At 37.8% G+C, this 14,773-nt stretch carries 16 protein-coding genes; 14 read left to right on the top strand and 2 right to left on the bottom strand.

The window, feature by feature from the left end; all coding sequences use genetic code 11:
- Positions 1-194: 194 nt before the first annotated feature.
- The 13 genes from LIS78_RS14945 (at position 195) to LIS78_RS14885 (ending at position 13,343) form a co-directional block, all read left to right on the top strand.
- The gene (locus tag LIS78_RS14945) at positions 195-1,019 is read left to right on the top strand and encodes a pyruvate, water dikinase regulatory protein (RefSeq protein WP_013083665.1); all 825 of its coding nucleotides are present in this window, start codon (positions 195-197) and stop codon (positions 1,017-1,019) included.
- A 120-nt stretch (positions 1,020-1,139) separates the two neighbouring features.
- Positions 1,140-2,642, top strand: a complete 1,503-nt coding sequence (locus tag LIS78_RS14940; RefSeq protein ID WP_195782874.1) for a malate:quinone oxidoreductase — start codon at positions 1,140-1,142, stop codon at positions 2,640-2,642.
- A 251-nt stretch (positions 2,643-2,893) separates the two neighbouring features.
- Positions 2,894-3,553, top strand: coding sequence for a 2OG-Fe(II) oxygenase (locus LIS78_RS14935; protein WP_195782875.1), 660 nt, complete (start codon positions 2,894-2,896; stop codon positions 3,551-3,553).
- Between the two features lie 419 nt (positions 3,554-3,972).
- Entirely contained in the window at positions 3,973-4,797 is an 825-nt protein-coding gene (locus tag LIS78_RS14930) for a thermonuclease family protein (RefSeq protein WP_252283922.1), read from the top strand.
- Positions 4,798-5,166: 369 nt separating this feature from the next.
- Positions 5,167-5,721, top strand: coding sequence for a GNAT family N-acetyltransferase (locus LIS78_RS14925; RefSeq protein ID WP_013057535.1), 555 nt, complete (start codon positions 5,167-5,169; stop codon positions 5,719-5,721).
- 197 nt (positions 5,722-5,918) lie between these two features.
- Entirely contained in the window at positions 5,919-6,476 is a 558-nt protein-coding gene (locus LIS78_RS14920) for a hypothetical protein (protein ID WP_252283921.1), read from the top strand.
- A gap of 199 nt (positions 6,477-6,675) precedes the next feature.
- Positions 6,676-7,506 (top strand): YitT family protein, encoded by an 831-nt coding sequence (locus tag LIS78_RS14915; protein WP_252283920.1) that lies wholly within the window; start codon positions 6,676-6,678, stop codon positions 7,504-7,506.
- Positions 7,507-7,818: 312 nt separating this feature from the next.
- Positions 7,819-8,232 (top strand): DUF4395 domain-containing protein, encoded by a 414-nt coding sequence (locus LIS78_RS14910; protein ID WP_252283919.1) that lies wholly within the window; start codon positions 7,819-7,821, stop codon positions 8,230-8,232.
- Positions 8,233-8,477: 245 nt separating this feature from the next.
- Complete coding sequence (gene nikA, locus LIS78_RS14905; protein ID WP_252283918.1) at positions 8,478-10,001, top strand: nickel ABC transporter substrate-binding protein; 1,524 nt, start codon at positions 8,478-8,480, stop codon at positions 9,999-10,001.
- 2 nt (positions 10,002-10,003) lie between these two features.
- Positions 10,004-10,945: a nickel ABC transporter permease gene (nikB, locus tag LIS78_RS14900; protein ID WP_252283917.1), complete on the top strand. Its 942-nt coding sequence runs from the start codon at positions 10,004-10,006 to the stop codon at positions 10,943-10,945.
- Positions 10,942-11,748 (top strand): nickel transporter permease, encoded by an 807-nt coding sequence (nikC, locus tag LIS78_RS14895; protein WP_195782880.1) that lies wholly within the window; start codon positions 10,942-10,944, stop codon positions 11,746-11,748. The genes nikB and nikC overlap by 4 nt, the downstream gene beginning before the upstream one ends.
- A gap of 5 nt (positions 11,749-11,753) precedes the next feature.
- On the top strand, positions 11,754-12,563 hold the full coding sequence (locus tag LIS78_RS14890) for an ABC transporter ATP-binding protein (RefSeq protein ID WP_195782881.1): 810 nt from the start codon (positions 11,754-11,756) through the stop codon (positions 12,561-12,563).
- Positions 12,564-12,572: 9 nt separating this feature from the next.
- Positions 12,573-13,343 (top strand): ABC transporter ATP-binding protein, encoded by a 771-nt coding sequence (locus LIS78_RS14885; RefSeq protein WP_252283916.1) that lies wholly within the window; start codon positions 12,573-12,575, stop codon positions 13,341-13,343.
- A 65-nt stretch (positions 13,344-13,408) separates the two neighbouring features.
- Here the strand turns inward: LIS78_RS14885 and LIS78_RS14880 are convergent, their stop codons facing one another.
- A complete protein-coding gene (locus tag LIS78_RS14880) occupies positions 13,409-13,705 on the bottom strand; it encodes a hypothetical protein (protein ID WP_195782883.1) in 297 nt (98 codons plus the stop codon).
- A 134-nt stretch (positions 13,706-13,839) separates the two neighbouring features.
- On the opposite strand from LIS78_RS14880, the gene LIS78_RS31595 reads away from it, so the two are divergent.
- Positions 13,840-14,313, top strand: a complete 474-nt coding sequence (locus LIS78_RS31595; RefSeq protein WP_342394282.1) for an AAA family ATPase — start codon at positions 13,840-13,842, stop codon at positions 14,311-14,313.
- A gap of 84 nt (positions 14,314-14,397) precedes the next feature.
- On the opposite strand, the gene LIS78_RS14875 is transcribed toward LIS78_RS31595, so the two are convergent.
- Entirely contained in the window at positions 14,398-14,703 is a 306-nt protein-coding gene (locus tag LIS78_RS14875; RefSeq protein WP_245210591.1) for a DUF2254 domain-containing protein, read from the bottom strand.
- Positions 14,704-14,773: the final 70 nt, after the last annotated feature.

Below are 14,773 nucleotides of genomic sequence, written 5' to 3'. Positions count from 1 at the left end.
TAATGTTATTTTATAATTAGTATGACATAAATCCTGAAGTCGATCGTTTTTTTGAAGTCTTATAATCACAGTATCCAGGATATTAGTCCATTCATTACCCATAAAATATGTATCTTGCAAGCTGCTAAATGATAGTTGAACAAAAAATACTAGCGTTATTAAATTATTAAAATCAAAGAATAGGAAGATTTAATGTGAATAAAAGAAAAATTGTCTATATAGTTTCCGACTCAGTAGGTGAAACGGCTGAGCTGATGGTGAAAGCAGTTTTAACTCAATTTAGTGGAGAAGATATTGAAATTCAAAATACTTCTTACGTAGAAGATGAGGGAAATATTGATAATATCATTGCTGAAGCAAGGTGTAACGAGGCCATCATTGCGTATACCATCGTCATCCCACCTTTAAAACAGTATCTTGACCAAAAGGCACAAGAAGAAGGAATTGTAGCCATTGATTTAATGACCCCTCTTATGAGTGCCTTTAGCCAAACCTTTAATAAGGAACCTAATCTTCAACCGAGATTAACGAGAAAATTAGACGATAACTATTTTCGAAGAGTAGAAGCAGTTGAATTCGCTGTTAAATATGATGATGGACAAGACTTCAGAGGTATCAAGCGAGCTGATCTAGTGTTGATTGGTGTTTCGAGAACATCTAAGACGCCACTTTCTATGTATTTAGCTCATAAAAGTCTTAAAGTAGCGAATATACCGTTAGTTCCAGAAGTGACGCCTCCTGATGAACTTTTTACTATTCCGAAAAATAAATGTATTGGTTTAGTTATTACACCGGATAAGCTCAATGAAATCCGAAAAGAACGATTAAAAAATTTAGGTTTAGCGTCTCAAGCCAATTATGCCAATGTAGATCGAATCCTTGAAGAGCTGGACTATGCTGAGAAAATTATGAAGCGCATTGGTTGCCCTATTGTTAATGTCTCAGGTAAAGCAGTTGAAGAAACCGCTGAAGTGATATTGAGCATGTTAAAAAAGGACAAGATGAAAGGGTATGTATAAAAACTCCCATTATGTAAGACAGATAACTTGTCAGACATACTTAATCTATAGAGAGTCAGGTAGAACAGGCGTGTTGCTAAAAGGTGCTTTTTTAAAATATAAAAGATAAGGAAGATTGTGATGAGCAATGTATATAAAAAAACAGACGTTATCTTAATTGGGGCCGGAGTTATGAGCGCAACGTTGGGATCTTTACTAAAAGAGTTAGCGCCGGAATGGGAAATCAAAGTATTTGAGAAACTCGCAGATGCAGGAGAAGAAAGCTCGAATGAATGGAATAATGCAGGGACTGGCCATGCTGCACTGTGCGAGTTGAACTATACATCTGAACAAGCTGACGGATCTATAGATATTACGAAAGCAGTGCGAATTAATGAACAGTTTCAGCTTTCAAGACAGTTTTGGTCGTATCTTGTAAGCAGTAATTTAATTCATCATCCGCAAGAGTTTATTATGCCAATCCCTCATATGAGTTTCGTACAAGGAGAAAAGAACGTATCCTTTCTGAAAAAACGTTTTGAAGCGCTATCAAATAATCCGTTGTTTCAAGGAATGGAGTATTCGGATCGTCCTGAAAAGCTAAAAGAATGGATGCCGCTTGTCATGAAAGGCCGTACATCGACTGAAGCAATTGCGGCAACCAAAATCGACTCAGGGACGGACGTGAACTTTGGGGCTTTAACTCGTATGTTGTTTACACATTTAAAAAGTAAAAGCGTAGAAATAAACTATAACCACAGCGTTGAAAATCTGACACGTACCGCAGACGGCTCGTGGGAAGTAAAAGTACATGATATTCATAGCGGCAAACAGGAATATCACACGGCGAAATTTGTTTTTATCGGAGGAGGAGGCGGAAGTCTGTCTTTACTCCAAAAAACGGGTATTCCTGAGTCCAAACATATTGGAGGGTTCCCGGTAAGCGGATTATTTATGGTATGCAATAACCCCGAAGTTGTAGCGCAGCATCATGGGAAAGTGTACGGAAAAGCGAAGGTTGGTGCTCCGCCGATGTCGGTTCCGCACCTTGATACACGCTATATCGACCGCAAAAAAACACTGCTGTTTGGACCTTTTGCCGGATTTTCACCAAAGTTCTTAAAAACGGGTTCAAATTTGGATTTAATCAATTCTGTAAAACCGAATAATATCTTGACGATGTTAGCAGCAGGCGTCAAAGAGATGGGCTTAACGAAATACTTGATTCAGCAGGTGCTGTTGTCCAATGAAAAGCGTATGGAAGAACTTCGCGAGTTTATTCCAAACGCAAAAAGCGAAGACTGGGATATCGTCGTAGCGGGTCAGCGTGTACAAGTAATCAAAGATACGGAAGCCGGAGGTAAAGGAACTCTTCAATTTGGTACAGAAGTTGTGAGTTCAGCTGATGGTTCCGTTGCTGCATTGCTCGGGGCTTCGCCAGGTGCTTCGACTGCCGTTCATGTCATGCTTGAAGTGCTAGAAAAGTGTTTCCCGCAGCATATGAAGAAATGGGAACCAAAAATAAAAGAAATGATTCCTTCTTACGGCTTGTCACTGGTAGAACATCCAGTGCTTTTTAACGAAATTTCCGCTTCTACAGCCCAAACGCTTGATTTAAGTAAAAAAGAACTTGTGTACCGATGATTTTAGGTGGCCTTTGACACGTATGCTCTAGATTAAAAGAATTTTTTAGATAGCTGTTGTAAAGTATTTAAAATATAGGTGAAATCTATAAGAAAAAATGAGAGAGCTCCGTTATATTACGGGCTTCTTTTTATTTATTTCCTTTACTAGCAGAATTTACTTCGTATACATGATATAATTCTTATTAGTAAGCGTTTACATATAATGAAGTGAAGAATTGGAAAATAGCTATTTCGAGGAGCCGGTAAAAGATGATTCTAACTAATACATCTTTAATAACGAAAGAACAAACGATTTTTAACCATTCAGGGAATAAAATTAAATTAGAAGACAGAGAGATTGATATTGTTGCTCGATTTGAAGAGCCGCTTGTTCTAGTTTTAGGAAATGTCCTAAGTAACGAAGAATGTGACGAACTTATACAGCTATCCAAAGATAAAATGCAGCGATCAAAAATTGGCGCTGAACGTGAAGTAAACAGTATTCGAACGAGCAGCGGCATGTTTTTTGAAGAAAGCGAAAACGAGCTTGTACATCAAATTGAAAGAAGACTTTCTAAAATAATGGGACCGTCTATTGAATATGCTGAAGGTCTTCAAGTTTTAAAATACTTGCCTGATCAAGAATACAAAGCGCATCACGATTATTTCACTTCTGCAAGTAAAGCATCTAAAAATAACCGTATTAGTACATTGGTTATGTACTTAAACGATGTGGAAGAAGGAGGAGAAACTTATTTTCCTAAGCTGGGTCTTTCCGTATCTCCGACAAAAGGAATGGCCGTGTACTTTGAATATTTTTATAGTGACGCTGAACTTAATGATCGTACTCTCCACGGTGGAGCTCCTGTTATAAAAGGAGAAAAGTGGGTCGCTACCCAGTGGATGCGCAAACAAAAAATTCGATCGTAAAAACAAAGGTTTGAAGAGCCCTATTAGCTATTGTTAGTGAGGGCTCTTATTTATGTTACAAAAAATAGCAATCATGTTAGCCAGTTATTATATTGAAATATTCACATTTATTCTATTTGTGCGGCTATTCCTTATTCTTATAAGCTAGTAGACGATAAATGTATTTGTAGTGTAAAATATCCTCATGATTAAAAATCTGGATACACTAAAACGAAAAATGTGTTCGTGAGATAAAAATAAAATAGAGGCTATTTAAAAGAATGACTTTAAAACAGGTAACCAATTTTTATAACAGTTGCACGAAAAAACTCGTGAAAGGTATTTTCACGAGTTTTTGTTTTTAGGTGATTTACACTATTTATAAAATGATTTGACTTTTATATAGTAGATAGTGAATGTGTTAAAGGAGGACCCGGGTTTTGAAAGAAATAAAAGCAATTATTTACATCATGATCGCGATGTTTATGCTGCTTCTTACTGGATGCAGTGATGAGCAAGCAAGTCATTCAAGCACATCTTCTACCGATACAAAACAAGCAGTTCAAGTAGAAGGTTCATCAGATCAAGAAGAAGATCATAGTCCTTCTAAAGCAAGTCGTGAAGATGTAGTAGGTGAAGCAGCTACGGTAGAAAGAGTGGTGGACGGTGATACGCTTAAAGTGAAAATGCTGAACGGAAAGACGGATCGAGTGCGACTACTTCTTGTTGATACCCCCGAAACAAAGCATCCCAAACTAGGCGTACAGCCCTTTGGTCCTGAAGCATCTGCTTACACAAAAAAAAGGCTAGAAGGACAGGAAATTACCCTTGAATTTGATGTGCAAGAGCGTGATCAATATGGACGCTTGCTTGCTTATGTATGGATAGACAATGAGCTATATAATGAAGAGCTGCTAGCAAAAGGGTTAGCCCGCGTAGCAGTATTTCCTCCCAATACAAAGTACGTAGATGAATTTAAGAAAATACAGGAGCAGGCTCGAAAAAGCGAAAAAGGCATCTGGAGTATTGAAAACTATGCACAAGAAAAAGGGTATAACACGGATGCTGTAAAAAATCAGTCCTCTTCTAATCAAAAGGATACTCAGTCTGCCAAAAGCTGTGAAGGTAAAATAAAAGGAAATCAAAACTCTAAAATTTATCACGTGCCAACAGGGGCACACTACAACCAAACCATGAACAACGTCATTTGGTTCTGTACCGAAAAAGATGCGCAAGAAGCAGGATACAAAAAAGCAAAAAACTAACAAAGAAATTCAGTAACTGCTGAGTTTCTTTGTTTGTGAGTTCAGTAAGTATTTGTATAGGAGTGGCTAAATACCATCCAACAAAGAGCGACCAATTCGTATAAGAATACGCAGTGGCCATATGAGCAGCTGAGGCACTTGAAAAAGAATTTCTGCTAAAACTTCCTATCCACTCATCGTAGTATCTTTCTGCTGACGGCGTTTTTTCATAGTCATCATCCATTCATTTGAAAATATACATTAATTATACAATGAAAGGAAGATTAGGAGTTAATTTTTTCTTTCTTTTCTTTTTCGTGTTAAAGTAGATAGGTAAGAAGTTTTGCTACAAATAACGCAAGCGAAGAGAATAAAGGGAGTTTGAAAATCGTGAAAATAAGGAAAGCAAGAAAAGAAGATGCTTCTGCTGTAACGGAATTACTTTATGACATGCTTGGCAGTATTGCACGCTCTCATACGGCGGCTACAACGAATGAAGAAGCGCTTTTAAGACTTAAAGCGTTTATTCTGTCTGAGAAGAATCGCTATAGCTATCATCATATTACAGTCGCGGAGGTCGATGAGAAGGTAGTTGGACTTATGCTTTGCTACGAAGGAAGTATGTTACAAACGCTTTATGAACCAGTTAAGCGTTTTGTACGTGCTAAACTTAATAATCCAGCGTGGGAAATTGATATAGAAACTGAACATGGAGATTATTATATTGACTCTCTATGTGTAGATGAAGCTTACCGTGGAAAAGGGATAGGAACGGCTCTTTTAAATGTAGCCAAGCAAGAAGCCAAAAAGCGTAAGATGTTTTTATCGTTAAACGTTGAATATAATAACGTAGAAGCCAAAAAATTGTATCAGCGTATAGGCTTTCAAGAGCATAAAACCATTTTTATTGATAAAAAACCATTTTTTTATATGAAGACTGCCTGATCATCTTTACGGTAGTATTTTTTGTGATAAAATGGATATATAAGTAAAATAATAAGAACCAACAGCTCAGCACTTTTGCTGAGCTTTCCTGTAAATCGCGTAAACGTATCAAAATGGAAAGAATCCTACATCCAATGGACCATAAGCAAGCGGTCATGAAAGTATGTTTGCTGATGTGCCACATGAAAGGAGCGTGCATGAACATCAGAGATCTTCCGTTTAATATGAGTTATCGATTTAACGAACAGCTTCGAGAAGTTCCGGTTAACCCACACCAAATGAAGCAGGGAATTATCTATTTAAAGAAACGAGCTCTTGAAGAGGATGAGTGTGCCGCTGCTAAAACATATGGACATATTGGTGTATATGAGCGCATACTTGGAGAATTAACGAGCAGTGAAAGACATCTGCTGCTGGCCATTTATCTATATGACCGACATGCTGATATACTAGGTGAATTTTTGAATACGATCCGACTTGGACATACATATCACTGGCAAGAACAGTGGGATAAAGCGAATGAAACGTTTCAGCTACTCATTGAACAATTAAAAGCAGATGAAGACCTTCACATATATGAAGACTTTGTCTATCAGCATTATGGAAAATGTTTACTTGATCAGCGGGTTGTTTCCAGAGCACATCACTATTTTCAACGCGCGTTAGAAATTCGATTGAAAAAAGGCGATAAAGAATTAATTGAGTCGACTAATTCCTGCATCCGTCTTTGTTTAAATAAATTAAAACATTCCTAGTATACATAAAAGATAAATGACTCATAGCCTTGGTTACACATAATGCATAAACTTTCCGTTTGACAAACGTATGTGAACATATTATAGTCATACATGGCAATTTAAGAATACGTAATATAAAAACTAAACATAAGCGTCTCTTCTCTTTTGGAGAAGGGGCTTTTTTATGTGAATTTTTATGCCGAGGAGGGTTTAAACGATGAGTAAAACAGTAAAAGATGTCATCTTTTTATTAATAGGTTCGTTTGTATTTTCACTTGCAGTTAACATGTTCGTCATTCCAATAGGACTAGGTGAAGGCGGCGTTACGGGTATATCAATTATTTTATATTATACAACGCATCTTTCAACGGGCATCACTAACTTTATTTTAAACGGTATCTTGCTTATCGTAGGGTATAAATTTTTAGAGAAAAAAACCATCGTCTATACGATGATTACGATTATCGCTACATCTATTTTTCTTCACGTAACTGAAGGCTGGGGTCTTCATCTTCATGAAGAGCTCATTGGCATGGTTTTTGCCGGTGTACTGCTAGGTGTTGGAATTGGGATGATTTTGCGAGTTGGTGGAACAACAGCAGGTTCAGCCATTATTGCTCGAATTCTAAATAAGTTTTTAAACTGGAAAGTCAATCATGCACTTTTAATTGTTGATTTACTAGTGGTATTGGCTTCTTATTTTATTATTGGAATCGAAAAGCTACTATTTACGATTGTCATGCTTTACATTACAACAAAAGTAATTGACTTCGTTATTGAAGGATTTGATGCCAAAAAGGCCGTTACCGTTATTTCAAGCAACAAAAACGAAGTAGCGGATCAAATTAATGAACAGCTTGATCGCGGAGTAACGATTCTAAACGGTCGAGGGAACTATACAAAAGAATCAAAAGAAATCTTGTATGTGGTCATTAACAAACAAGAGCTCATTAAGCTTAAAAAGCTGATTAAAAAAATTGATGATGAAGCATTTGTTATTGTGCACGATGTACGAGATGTAATTGGAAAAGGCTTTCTAAGCGCATAAAACTGTGGTTCTTGGCAATTTTTTCTGACGTTGGTGTTTTCCGAAAAAGTATGATATAAGTGTGTCTAAAGACAATTCAATATACGAAAGGAAGAACCCATATGCGTAATAAAAGGCATGTAAAACGTCTTCTTCAACGTCGAATTCGTTCTTTACGATACGTTGTCTTGATTTTATTTACGATACTGATCTTAAAGTACGTTAGTGAAATTATGTAACTTTTTTATATGAGTCTTATCGCTCATTTGGAGTGCTTTTTCTTTTAAATTAGTAAACCAATTTGTATAATAGGTTTTAAGAAGGAGGAGTTCCATGAGCATTCCCAAACCATTAGTTCAGCTTAATCAACTCTTTATCGTTATAACGGTTTTGATCGCTTTACTTGCGGCAAAGTGGCTTTTACTTTTGCCTTTTCTCGTTGGAGTAGTCACACTTGCAACAAAGCGTAATCCCGTAATTATGGCAGGGAAAAAGCTTCTCAAAAAGCCTGCTTCTTCTTATCAAATGGAAGACCGGGATCAGCAGCTTTTTAACCAGTGGATTGCAACGATATGTATGGGAGTTGCTTTCATTTCATTTTTACTGAGTTATACGCTTGTCGGCTATGTATTTAGTATAATGGTGATTCTTGCTGCTGGTGTAGCGCTGATGGGATATTGTATAGGCTGCACGATTCGTTATCGATATATGATGTGGAAATATAAAAGAAAAAAACACGCTGCATAAACAAAGCCCCGAGAAGGCTTTGTTTTTTTATGCTCATTTGTATGCGTTATCAATAAATTCAATCATCATAACGGGTGAAAACAGGTGTTAGAGCGCCTGTATCCTTTAAAAACCTTTGTTGACAAAGTAAGGTAAACAAATTAAACTTTTTATGATAATAATAATCGTTACGATTTAAAGGAGGAAAATTATAGTTAGAGACAGTACATAAAAGAAGGATAGTTTTGAATAAAGGAGGGGTTTATATGAGAAAAAAGATAAGTCTGCTATGCTTAACGCTTGCTACGATAGGTATGCTAGCGGCATGTTTGGGTAACTCTGCGAGTACCGAAGAAAAGAGCGAAAAGAAATCACTTACTTTTGTATCGAATTTTCCAAGTGACACGTTCGATCCACAGTTAAATTATACAACTGTACGAGCCGGTATTGCCGAAACGTTAGTAAAAGTTAATGAGCAATTACAGATTGAACCGTGGCTTTCAAAAAAGTGGAAAACAGAAGATGATGGGACGACCTGGGTATTTGAGATTAGAGACGGGATTACGTTTCAAAATGGCAAGGATTTGAATGCTGAAGCCGTGAAACATTCGTTAGAAAGAACGATAAAAGAAAGCGAAGCAATGAAAAGTGCACTTAAAATTAAAGAAATGAAAGCCAGTGGCCAAATCTTAACTATTATAACAACAGAGCCGCTTGCCACGCTGCCTTCTGAACTTGTTCATCCAAACACGGCAATTATTGATGTAGATGCTCCAGATATAAAAAGTAAACCCGTGGGAACAGGGCCATTTAAAGTAGCTTCGTTTAAACCGGATAATGAAATGAAAGTAAAAAAATATAAAGAATACTGGGGCGGAGAACCAAAATTGGATGAAGTTGTGTTAACATTTAATGATGATGAAAATGCACGAACGTCCGCTTTGCAATCAGGTGAAGCCGATATTGTGTACCGTCCGGCTATTGAAAGCTTAAACACGTTAAAAAAAGATTCTTCTATTGTAGTAGATATACAGCCGAGCCTCAGAAACCAAATGCTTTTCTATAATTCAAGGCAAGAAGCGTTTAAAGATAAAAATGTGAGAAAAGCGTTTGATGTATTATTAAATCCAAAAGATGTTGTCAACACAGCGCTCGCAGGTCAAGGGTCACCAGCAACAGGTCCATTTTTAGATAGTTTGGATTTTTCGAACGATCAAAAAACGAAAACCTATGGACCAAGTGAGACGCAAAAATATTTAGAAAAAGCCGGTTATATACTCAAGGATGGAAAAGCAATAAAAAATGGAAAACAGCTTTCCTTTAAGCTTGTTACATACCCTTATCGTCCAGAACTGCCTTTAATGTCACAAATGCTTCAGTCAGAAGCAAAAAAGATTGGTGTGAAAATAGACATTCAACAAGTGGAAAATATGGACGAGTATATGACAACAAAAGATGATTGGGGAATCGTTACATACAGTCTAGTGACGTCGCCTCGAGGAGACGCAGGATATTTCTTTAATGCTCTTTATACGGAGGGAGGAGCATTTAATGTAGGACATTTTCATGAACCAGTATTAACTTCCATTATTGACGAGCTTAATAAAACCGTTGATCAAAAACAGCGCAACAAGTTAGCGAGACAAGCCGGAGAAATAGTAGAGAAGGAAACGCTGCACTCTTCGATTGTTCATCCGAATAATTTTGTGGCCTATAGAGACAATGTGAAAAATTGGGTCACAACCAAAAGTGAATACTATGTGATAACAAAGGACTTAGATGTGAAGTAGATATGAAATTAATTAGTAAAAGAATAATAGAATTACTCATTTTTTTAGTTATACTATCGTTTCTCAGCTTTGTTTTAATGAAGTTAGCTCCAGGAGATCCAGTTAAGCAAATGCTTCGCGTAGATGACGTGGCAGTTTCTGAGGAACAAATGAATAATTTGAGAACAGAGCTAGGATTTGATGAACCCGTATATATTCAATATGGAAAGTGGCTGAAGCGCTTTTTTCAGTTTGATTTAGGATCTTCGTATATGACAAAAGAGCCTGTCATCGACGAATTGGTGGAGAAGTTTCCAGCTACGCTGCGCTTGACGGTTGCATCTTTGGTTGTGATGCTGTTAATAGCTGTGCCACTCGGAACGCTGTCAGCACTATACCCGAATAAGTGGATTGATTATCTCAGCAGAAGTATTTCCTTAATTGGAGCGTCTATTCCAAGCTTTTGGCTCGGCCTTTTGTTTATACAGCTGTTCTCTGTACGTCTTCAATGGCTTCCTTCGATGGGGACAGGCACAGCAGCTCATCTTGTGCTGCCTTCTTTAACGCTTGGTTTTGCCATGTCCGCTGTGTATATGCGAATGATTAGAGCTAGTCTGCTAGAAGGGTTGAAACAAGATTTTGTACGATCTGCTCGAGCAAGAGGAATCAGTGAAAGCCGCATTTTTATTTTCCATGCGTTCCGGTATAGCTTAACACCTATCCTTACCATTTTAGGGACGAGCTTAGGCAGTTTACTTGGAGGAACGGTCATCATTGAAGTGCTTTTTGCTTATCCTGGAATCGGAAAATTAGTTATTGATGCGATTATGAATCGTGATTATCCTGTAATTCAAGGGTATATTTTGTGGATGGGCCTGTTTGTTGTTTTAATCAATTCACTTGTGGATTTGAGCTACAAATATGTAAATCCCCAGCTCTATGTAAAGGGAGGGGATAAAACGTGAAAAAGCCGCAGCTTCCTTTTGTAGTAATAAGCGTGTGTGGTATTGCGCTTATTTTATTTTGTCTGTTTGGAAGTCAGCTAACACCAATGGATCCCACACAAGTCAATATGCAAGATCGGCTTCAAAAAGCCACCAGTGATCACTGGCTAGGGACTGATCACTTAGGCAGAGATCTTTTTTCACGAATCATAGCTGGAGCTCAGACCACAATTGGGACTAGTTTTCTTGTCTTAGCTCTTTCTCTTTTGATTGGAGTACCTGTTGGTTTAGTTTCAGGGTATGTTGGAGGAAAGATAGATCGCTTCTTAATGAGAATTGTAGATGCTTTTTTAGCTTTTCCTGATTATATTGCAGCCATCGTTTTAAGCGGGCTTTTAGGACCCGGATTATTCAACTTAATTGCCGCGATGGTTATTGTAAAGTGGGTTAGTTATGCAAGGCTAGTGCGCAGTACTGTGCTTCAAGAAAAGTCAAAAGAATATGTGCTGATTGCTAAATTAAACGGAGTTGGAGTGTTTCATTTAATCTTACGTCATTTTCTTCCCCATGTGGGAGGACAGATTCTTGTTCTTGCTACGCTGGATATAGGGAAAATTATTTTAATGATGGCTTCATTATCCTATATTGGACTAGGGACTCAGCCTCCGGCTCCGGAATGGGGAACGATGCTAAATGAAGGCAGAGCCTACTTTTACAATGCTCCGCAGCTAATGTTTATACCAGGCGCGGCCATTATTTTGTTTGTGCTGGCGTTTACAGCTTTAGGTGAATATATTCGAGGAAAATATCAAGTTAATCGGTAAAAGAGGTGATGATCATCGTTTTAGAAGTAAAACATCTAGCTATTCATAATAAAACAAAACAAATTGTAAAAGACGTTTCTTTTACAATCGAACAAGGACAGTGGATAGCACTCGTTGGAGAAAGCGGAAGCGGGAAAAGCATCACTGCTGCTTCGATAGGAGGGCTGCTGCCTTCAGGTGTAACGCTTAAAGGAGGCTCCATTACTTTTAAGCGAAAAGGAAGCGCTTCTCATCATCAGCCTATCCTTGGAAAAGATATTTCGTATATCTTTCAAGATTATCGAAGCGCCTTTACTCCTTTTTTAACAATTGGAAAGCAGTTTGATGAAACGATTCGTACACATAGTAAGCTGTCTAAAAAAGACAGGACTGCTGCCATTTTTCAGGCTCTAAAAGCTGTGAATTTACCCAATGAACGTGTATATAAAAGCTATGCTTCTCAGCTGAGCGGAGGACAGCTTCAGCGAGCAGCGATTGCTTTAGCGTTGACGATGAAGCCTGCCTTGATTATCGCGGATGAACCAACCACGGCTTTAGATAGCGTGGCAGCAGCTGAAGTTCTTCAGCTGCTGCATAAGCTGAAAGAAGAAGCAGGCTGTGCCATTTTGTTTATTACCCATGATTTGCGTCATGTGCGGAAATATGCAGACCGAGCAGCCATTATGTTAGCAGGAGAGATCGTGGAAGAAAACAGTATCGAATCTCTGTTTCACGCTCCGCATCACTTTTATACAAAAAAACTGTTTAACGCCATTCCTTCTTTACAGAAAACGCCTGATCGATTGTTAGATACGCAGAAAAAAGTGTTGATATAGGAGTGAGATATGAAAGAAAAAAGTATATTACGCGTCACGCAGCTGGTGAAACAGTATAAAGAGGTCACAGCGCTAAATGATGTTTCCCTGCATATCGATAAAGGGGAATGTGTAGGGATTGTCGGAGAGAGTGGAAGCGGAAAAAGTACGCTTGTAAAAAGTGTGCTAAGGTTAACAGAGATTCAGCAGGGAGAAGTATGGTTTGCAGAGAAACCTCTTCACCGGTTAAAAGGAAAAAAACTGCAGCAAGCTCGTCTAGGCATGCAAGTTGTATTTCAAAACCCCGCCGCTTCTTTTAATCCGAAAGTAAAAATCATCGATTCATTGCTCGAGCCTTTGCGGCAGCAGCGAACCGTTCCTTCATTTTTATCTCATGTGAGCGGAAATGAAAAAGAAATCGCTTTTTATTTGTTAGAAAAAGTCGGGATTAGCGCAGAATATGCGTTGGATTATCCTCATGAACTCAGCGGAGGACAGCTTCAGCGTGTAGCGATTGCGCGTGCCATCAGCGTAGGTCCGTCTCTGGTGCTATTAGACGAACCAACAGCGAGTCTTGATGTTACGGTACAAGCAAAGATTTTAAATTTATTAAAAGATTTGCAGGAGACGTTTCAGCTATCTTATTTGTTTATTTCGCATGATTTAGCAGCAGTAAAATTTATGAGCAGTCGCATGATGGTCATGCAGCAAGGCGAGGTTATCGATCAATTTGACCGTGCAAAGCTATTTGATAAAAACAGGCATCCCTATACAAAAAAGCTTGTGCGTTTATTTGAATAGAGAGTAAAGCTCTTCGTTTAATATACTAAACGAAGAGCTTTTTTATAAATAAGAATGAGAAAAAGTCAGGGACGCGGCGGTGGAGTATGCATATGTATAAAATGATAGCCTGCTTGGCAGAGCATGATAAAACTAATGCTGAGTACAACGAGAGGAATTAGCTTGTTTTTTCCTCGTTCTTCATATAGTCCGGCTGCGCTTAAAAGGAAGCCAATAGTAGCTAAAGGAGGAGAGACGCGAAAGAATAAATCTGCAGCGGTAAACCCTTGGTTTGTATATTTATAATAAAAAAATAGACCTGTAATCAATAAAAATAGTCCAATCCAAAACAGCGTAAGTTTTCCAAAAAGGGTTTTAGGCACTGTGGTTTCACTCCTTTTGTCAGTCAAGTACCATAAAATACTAGCATAAAACGTTCGGGTTTGCATTAGAGAAAAAGAACTTGAATTATACAATATGTGTAAAAAAACAGGTTTGAAGTAGGAGGAGATGAAGTATTCAAAGCGCTCCGTGTAAAAAAATACATATCGTTGGATCTGTTGGAAGTGGAAAAACAACTCTTGCCCGTTTATTATCCCATAAATTAAAAGTTCCTCACTACGAACTTGATAATATTATGTGGGAACGAACACATGAAGGAGATAAAAGAAGAAGTGAAGCGGATAGAAAAAAGTGTTTACATCATATTGCAGCTTCAAAAGAATGGATCATAGAAGGCGTACACTATACGTGGGTGAGCGAAAGTTTTGATAGAGCTGATCTTATTATTTTTCTCGACACGCATTATCTAAAAAGAATATGGTTTATTCTAAGAAGGTATGTTTTGCAAAAGGCTAAAATAGAAAAAGCAAATTATGCACCGACGCTTTCTATTTTCATTAAAATGTTTCAGTGGAATGCGGATTTCGAAAAGCAAAGTAACCTGAAATTTTGCATATCCTTCGTACGTCATATAACGATAAACTTATAATAGTGAAAAAGAGAGAAGAGATAGAGCACTTTATATCGTAGGAAAAAGCCGCTCAGCTGATGAGCGGCTTTTTTTGTTTTTATTCTAACAGCATAGAAGCGCATTTTTTTCACAAGCTTTTGCAAGGTTTTTGAGAAGCTGATTAAGACACTCTTTGTCCATTTTAAGCCACTCCTCTTTTTGCAGCCCTTCTACGATATAGGAAGAAAAAACCCACACGTCGTTTTTGATGGCAGAGCGATTTGTTTCAGCGATTACGGTTAATGCCTTAATGACAGCAGACATCACGGAAACATCTTCTTTTCCATAATGGCGAATTTGATAGAAATCTCCCGTACCATGATTTAATAAGTTCGGACTTCTTTTAGCATGGAGAAAAAAGTTAGTCATACTTATCTACCTATTATTACCCGCATCTGCATGTGAAAAACTTCTTTAAGAAAAGTTTTATCATTCATTT

Source organism: Priestia megaterium (genome assembly GCF_023824195.1).
GTDB lineage: Bacteria > Bacillota > Bacilli > Bacillales > Bacillaceae_H > Priestia > Priestia megaterium_D.
Note: the sequence above shows the minus strand (reverse complement) of the source record. Positions and strands in the feature narration are given on the sequence as shown.

Excerpts from the sequence above, each read along its gene's own strand:
- LIS78_RS14940 (WP_195782874.1), top strand. The coding sequence starts at position 1,140 with ATGAGCAATGTATATAAAAAAACAGACGTTATCTTAATTGGGGCCGGA.
- LIS78_RS14935 (WP_195782875.1), top strand. The coding sequence starts at position 2,894 with ATGATTCTAACTAATACATCTTTAATAACGAAAGAACAAACGATTTTT.
- LIS78_RS14920 (WP_252283921.1), top strand. The coding sequence starts at position 5,919 with ATGAACATCAGAGATCTTCCGTTTAATATGAGTTATCGATTTAACGAA.
- LIS78_RS14915 (WP_252283920.1), top strand. The coding sequence starts at position 6,676 with ATGAGTAAAACAGTAAAAGATGTCATCTTTTTATTAATAGGTTCGTTT.
- LIS78_RS14910 (WP_252283919.1), top strand. The coding sequence starts at position 7,819 with ATGAGCATTCCCAAACCATTAGTTCAGCTTAATCAACTCTTTATCGTT.
- nikA (WP_252283918.1), top strand. The coding sequence starts at position 8,478 with ATGAGAAAAAAGATAAGTCTGCTATGCTTAACGCTTGCTACGATAGGT.
- nikB (WP_252283917.1), top strand. The coding sequence starts at position 10,004 with ATGAAATTAATTAGTAAAAGAATAATAGAATTACTCATTTTTTTAGTT.
- LIS78_RS14885 (WP_252283916.1), top strand. The coding sequence starts at position 12,573 with ATGAAAGAAAAAAGTATATTACGCGTCACGCAGCTGGTGAAACAGTAT.
- LIS78_RS14875 (WP_245210591.1), bottom strand. The coding sequence starts at position 14,703 with ATGACTAACTTTTTTCTCCATGCTAAAAGAAGTCCGAACTTATTAAAT.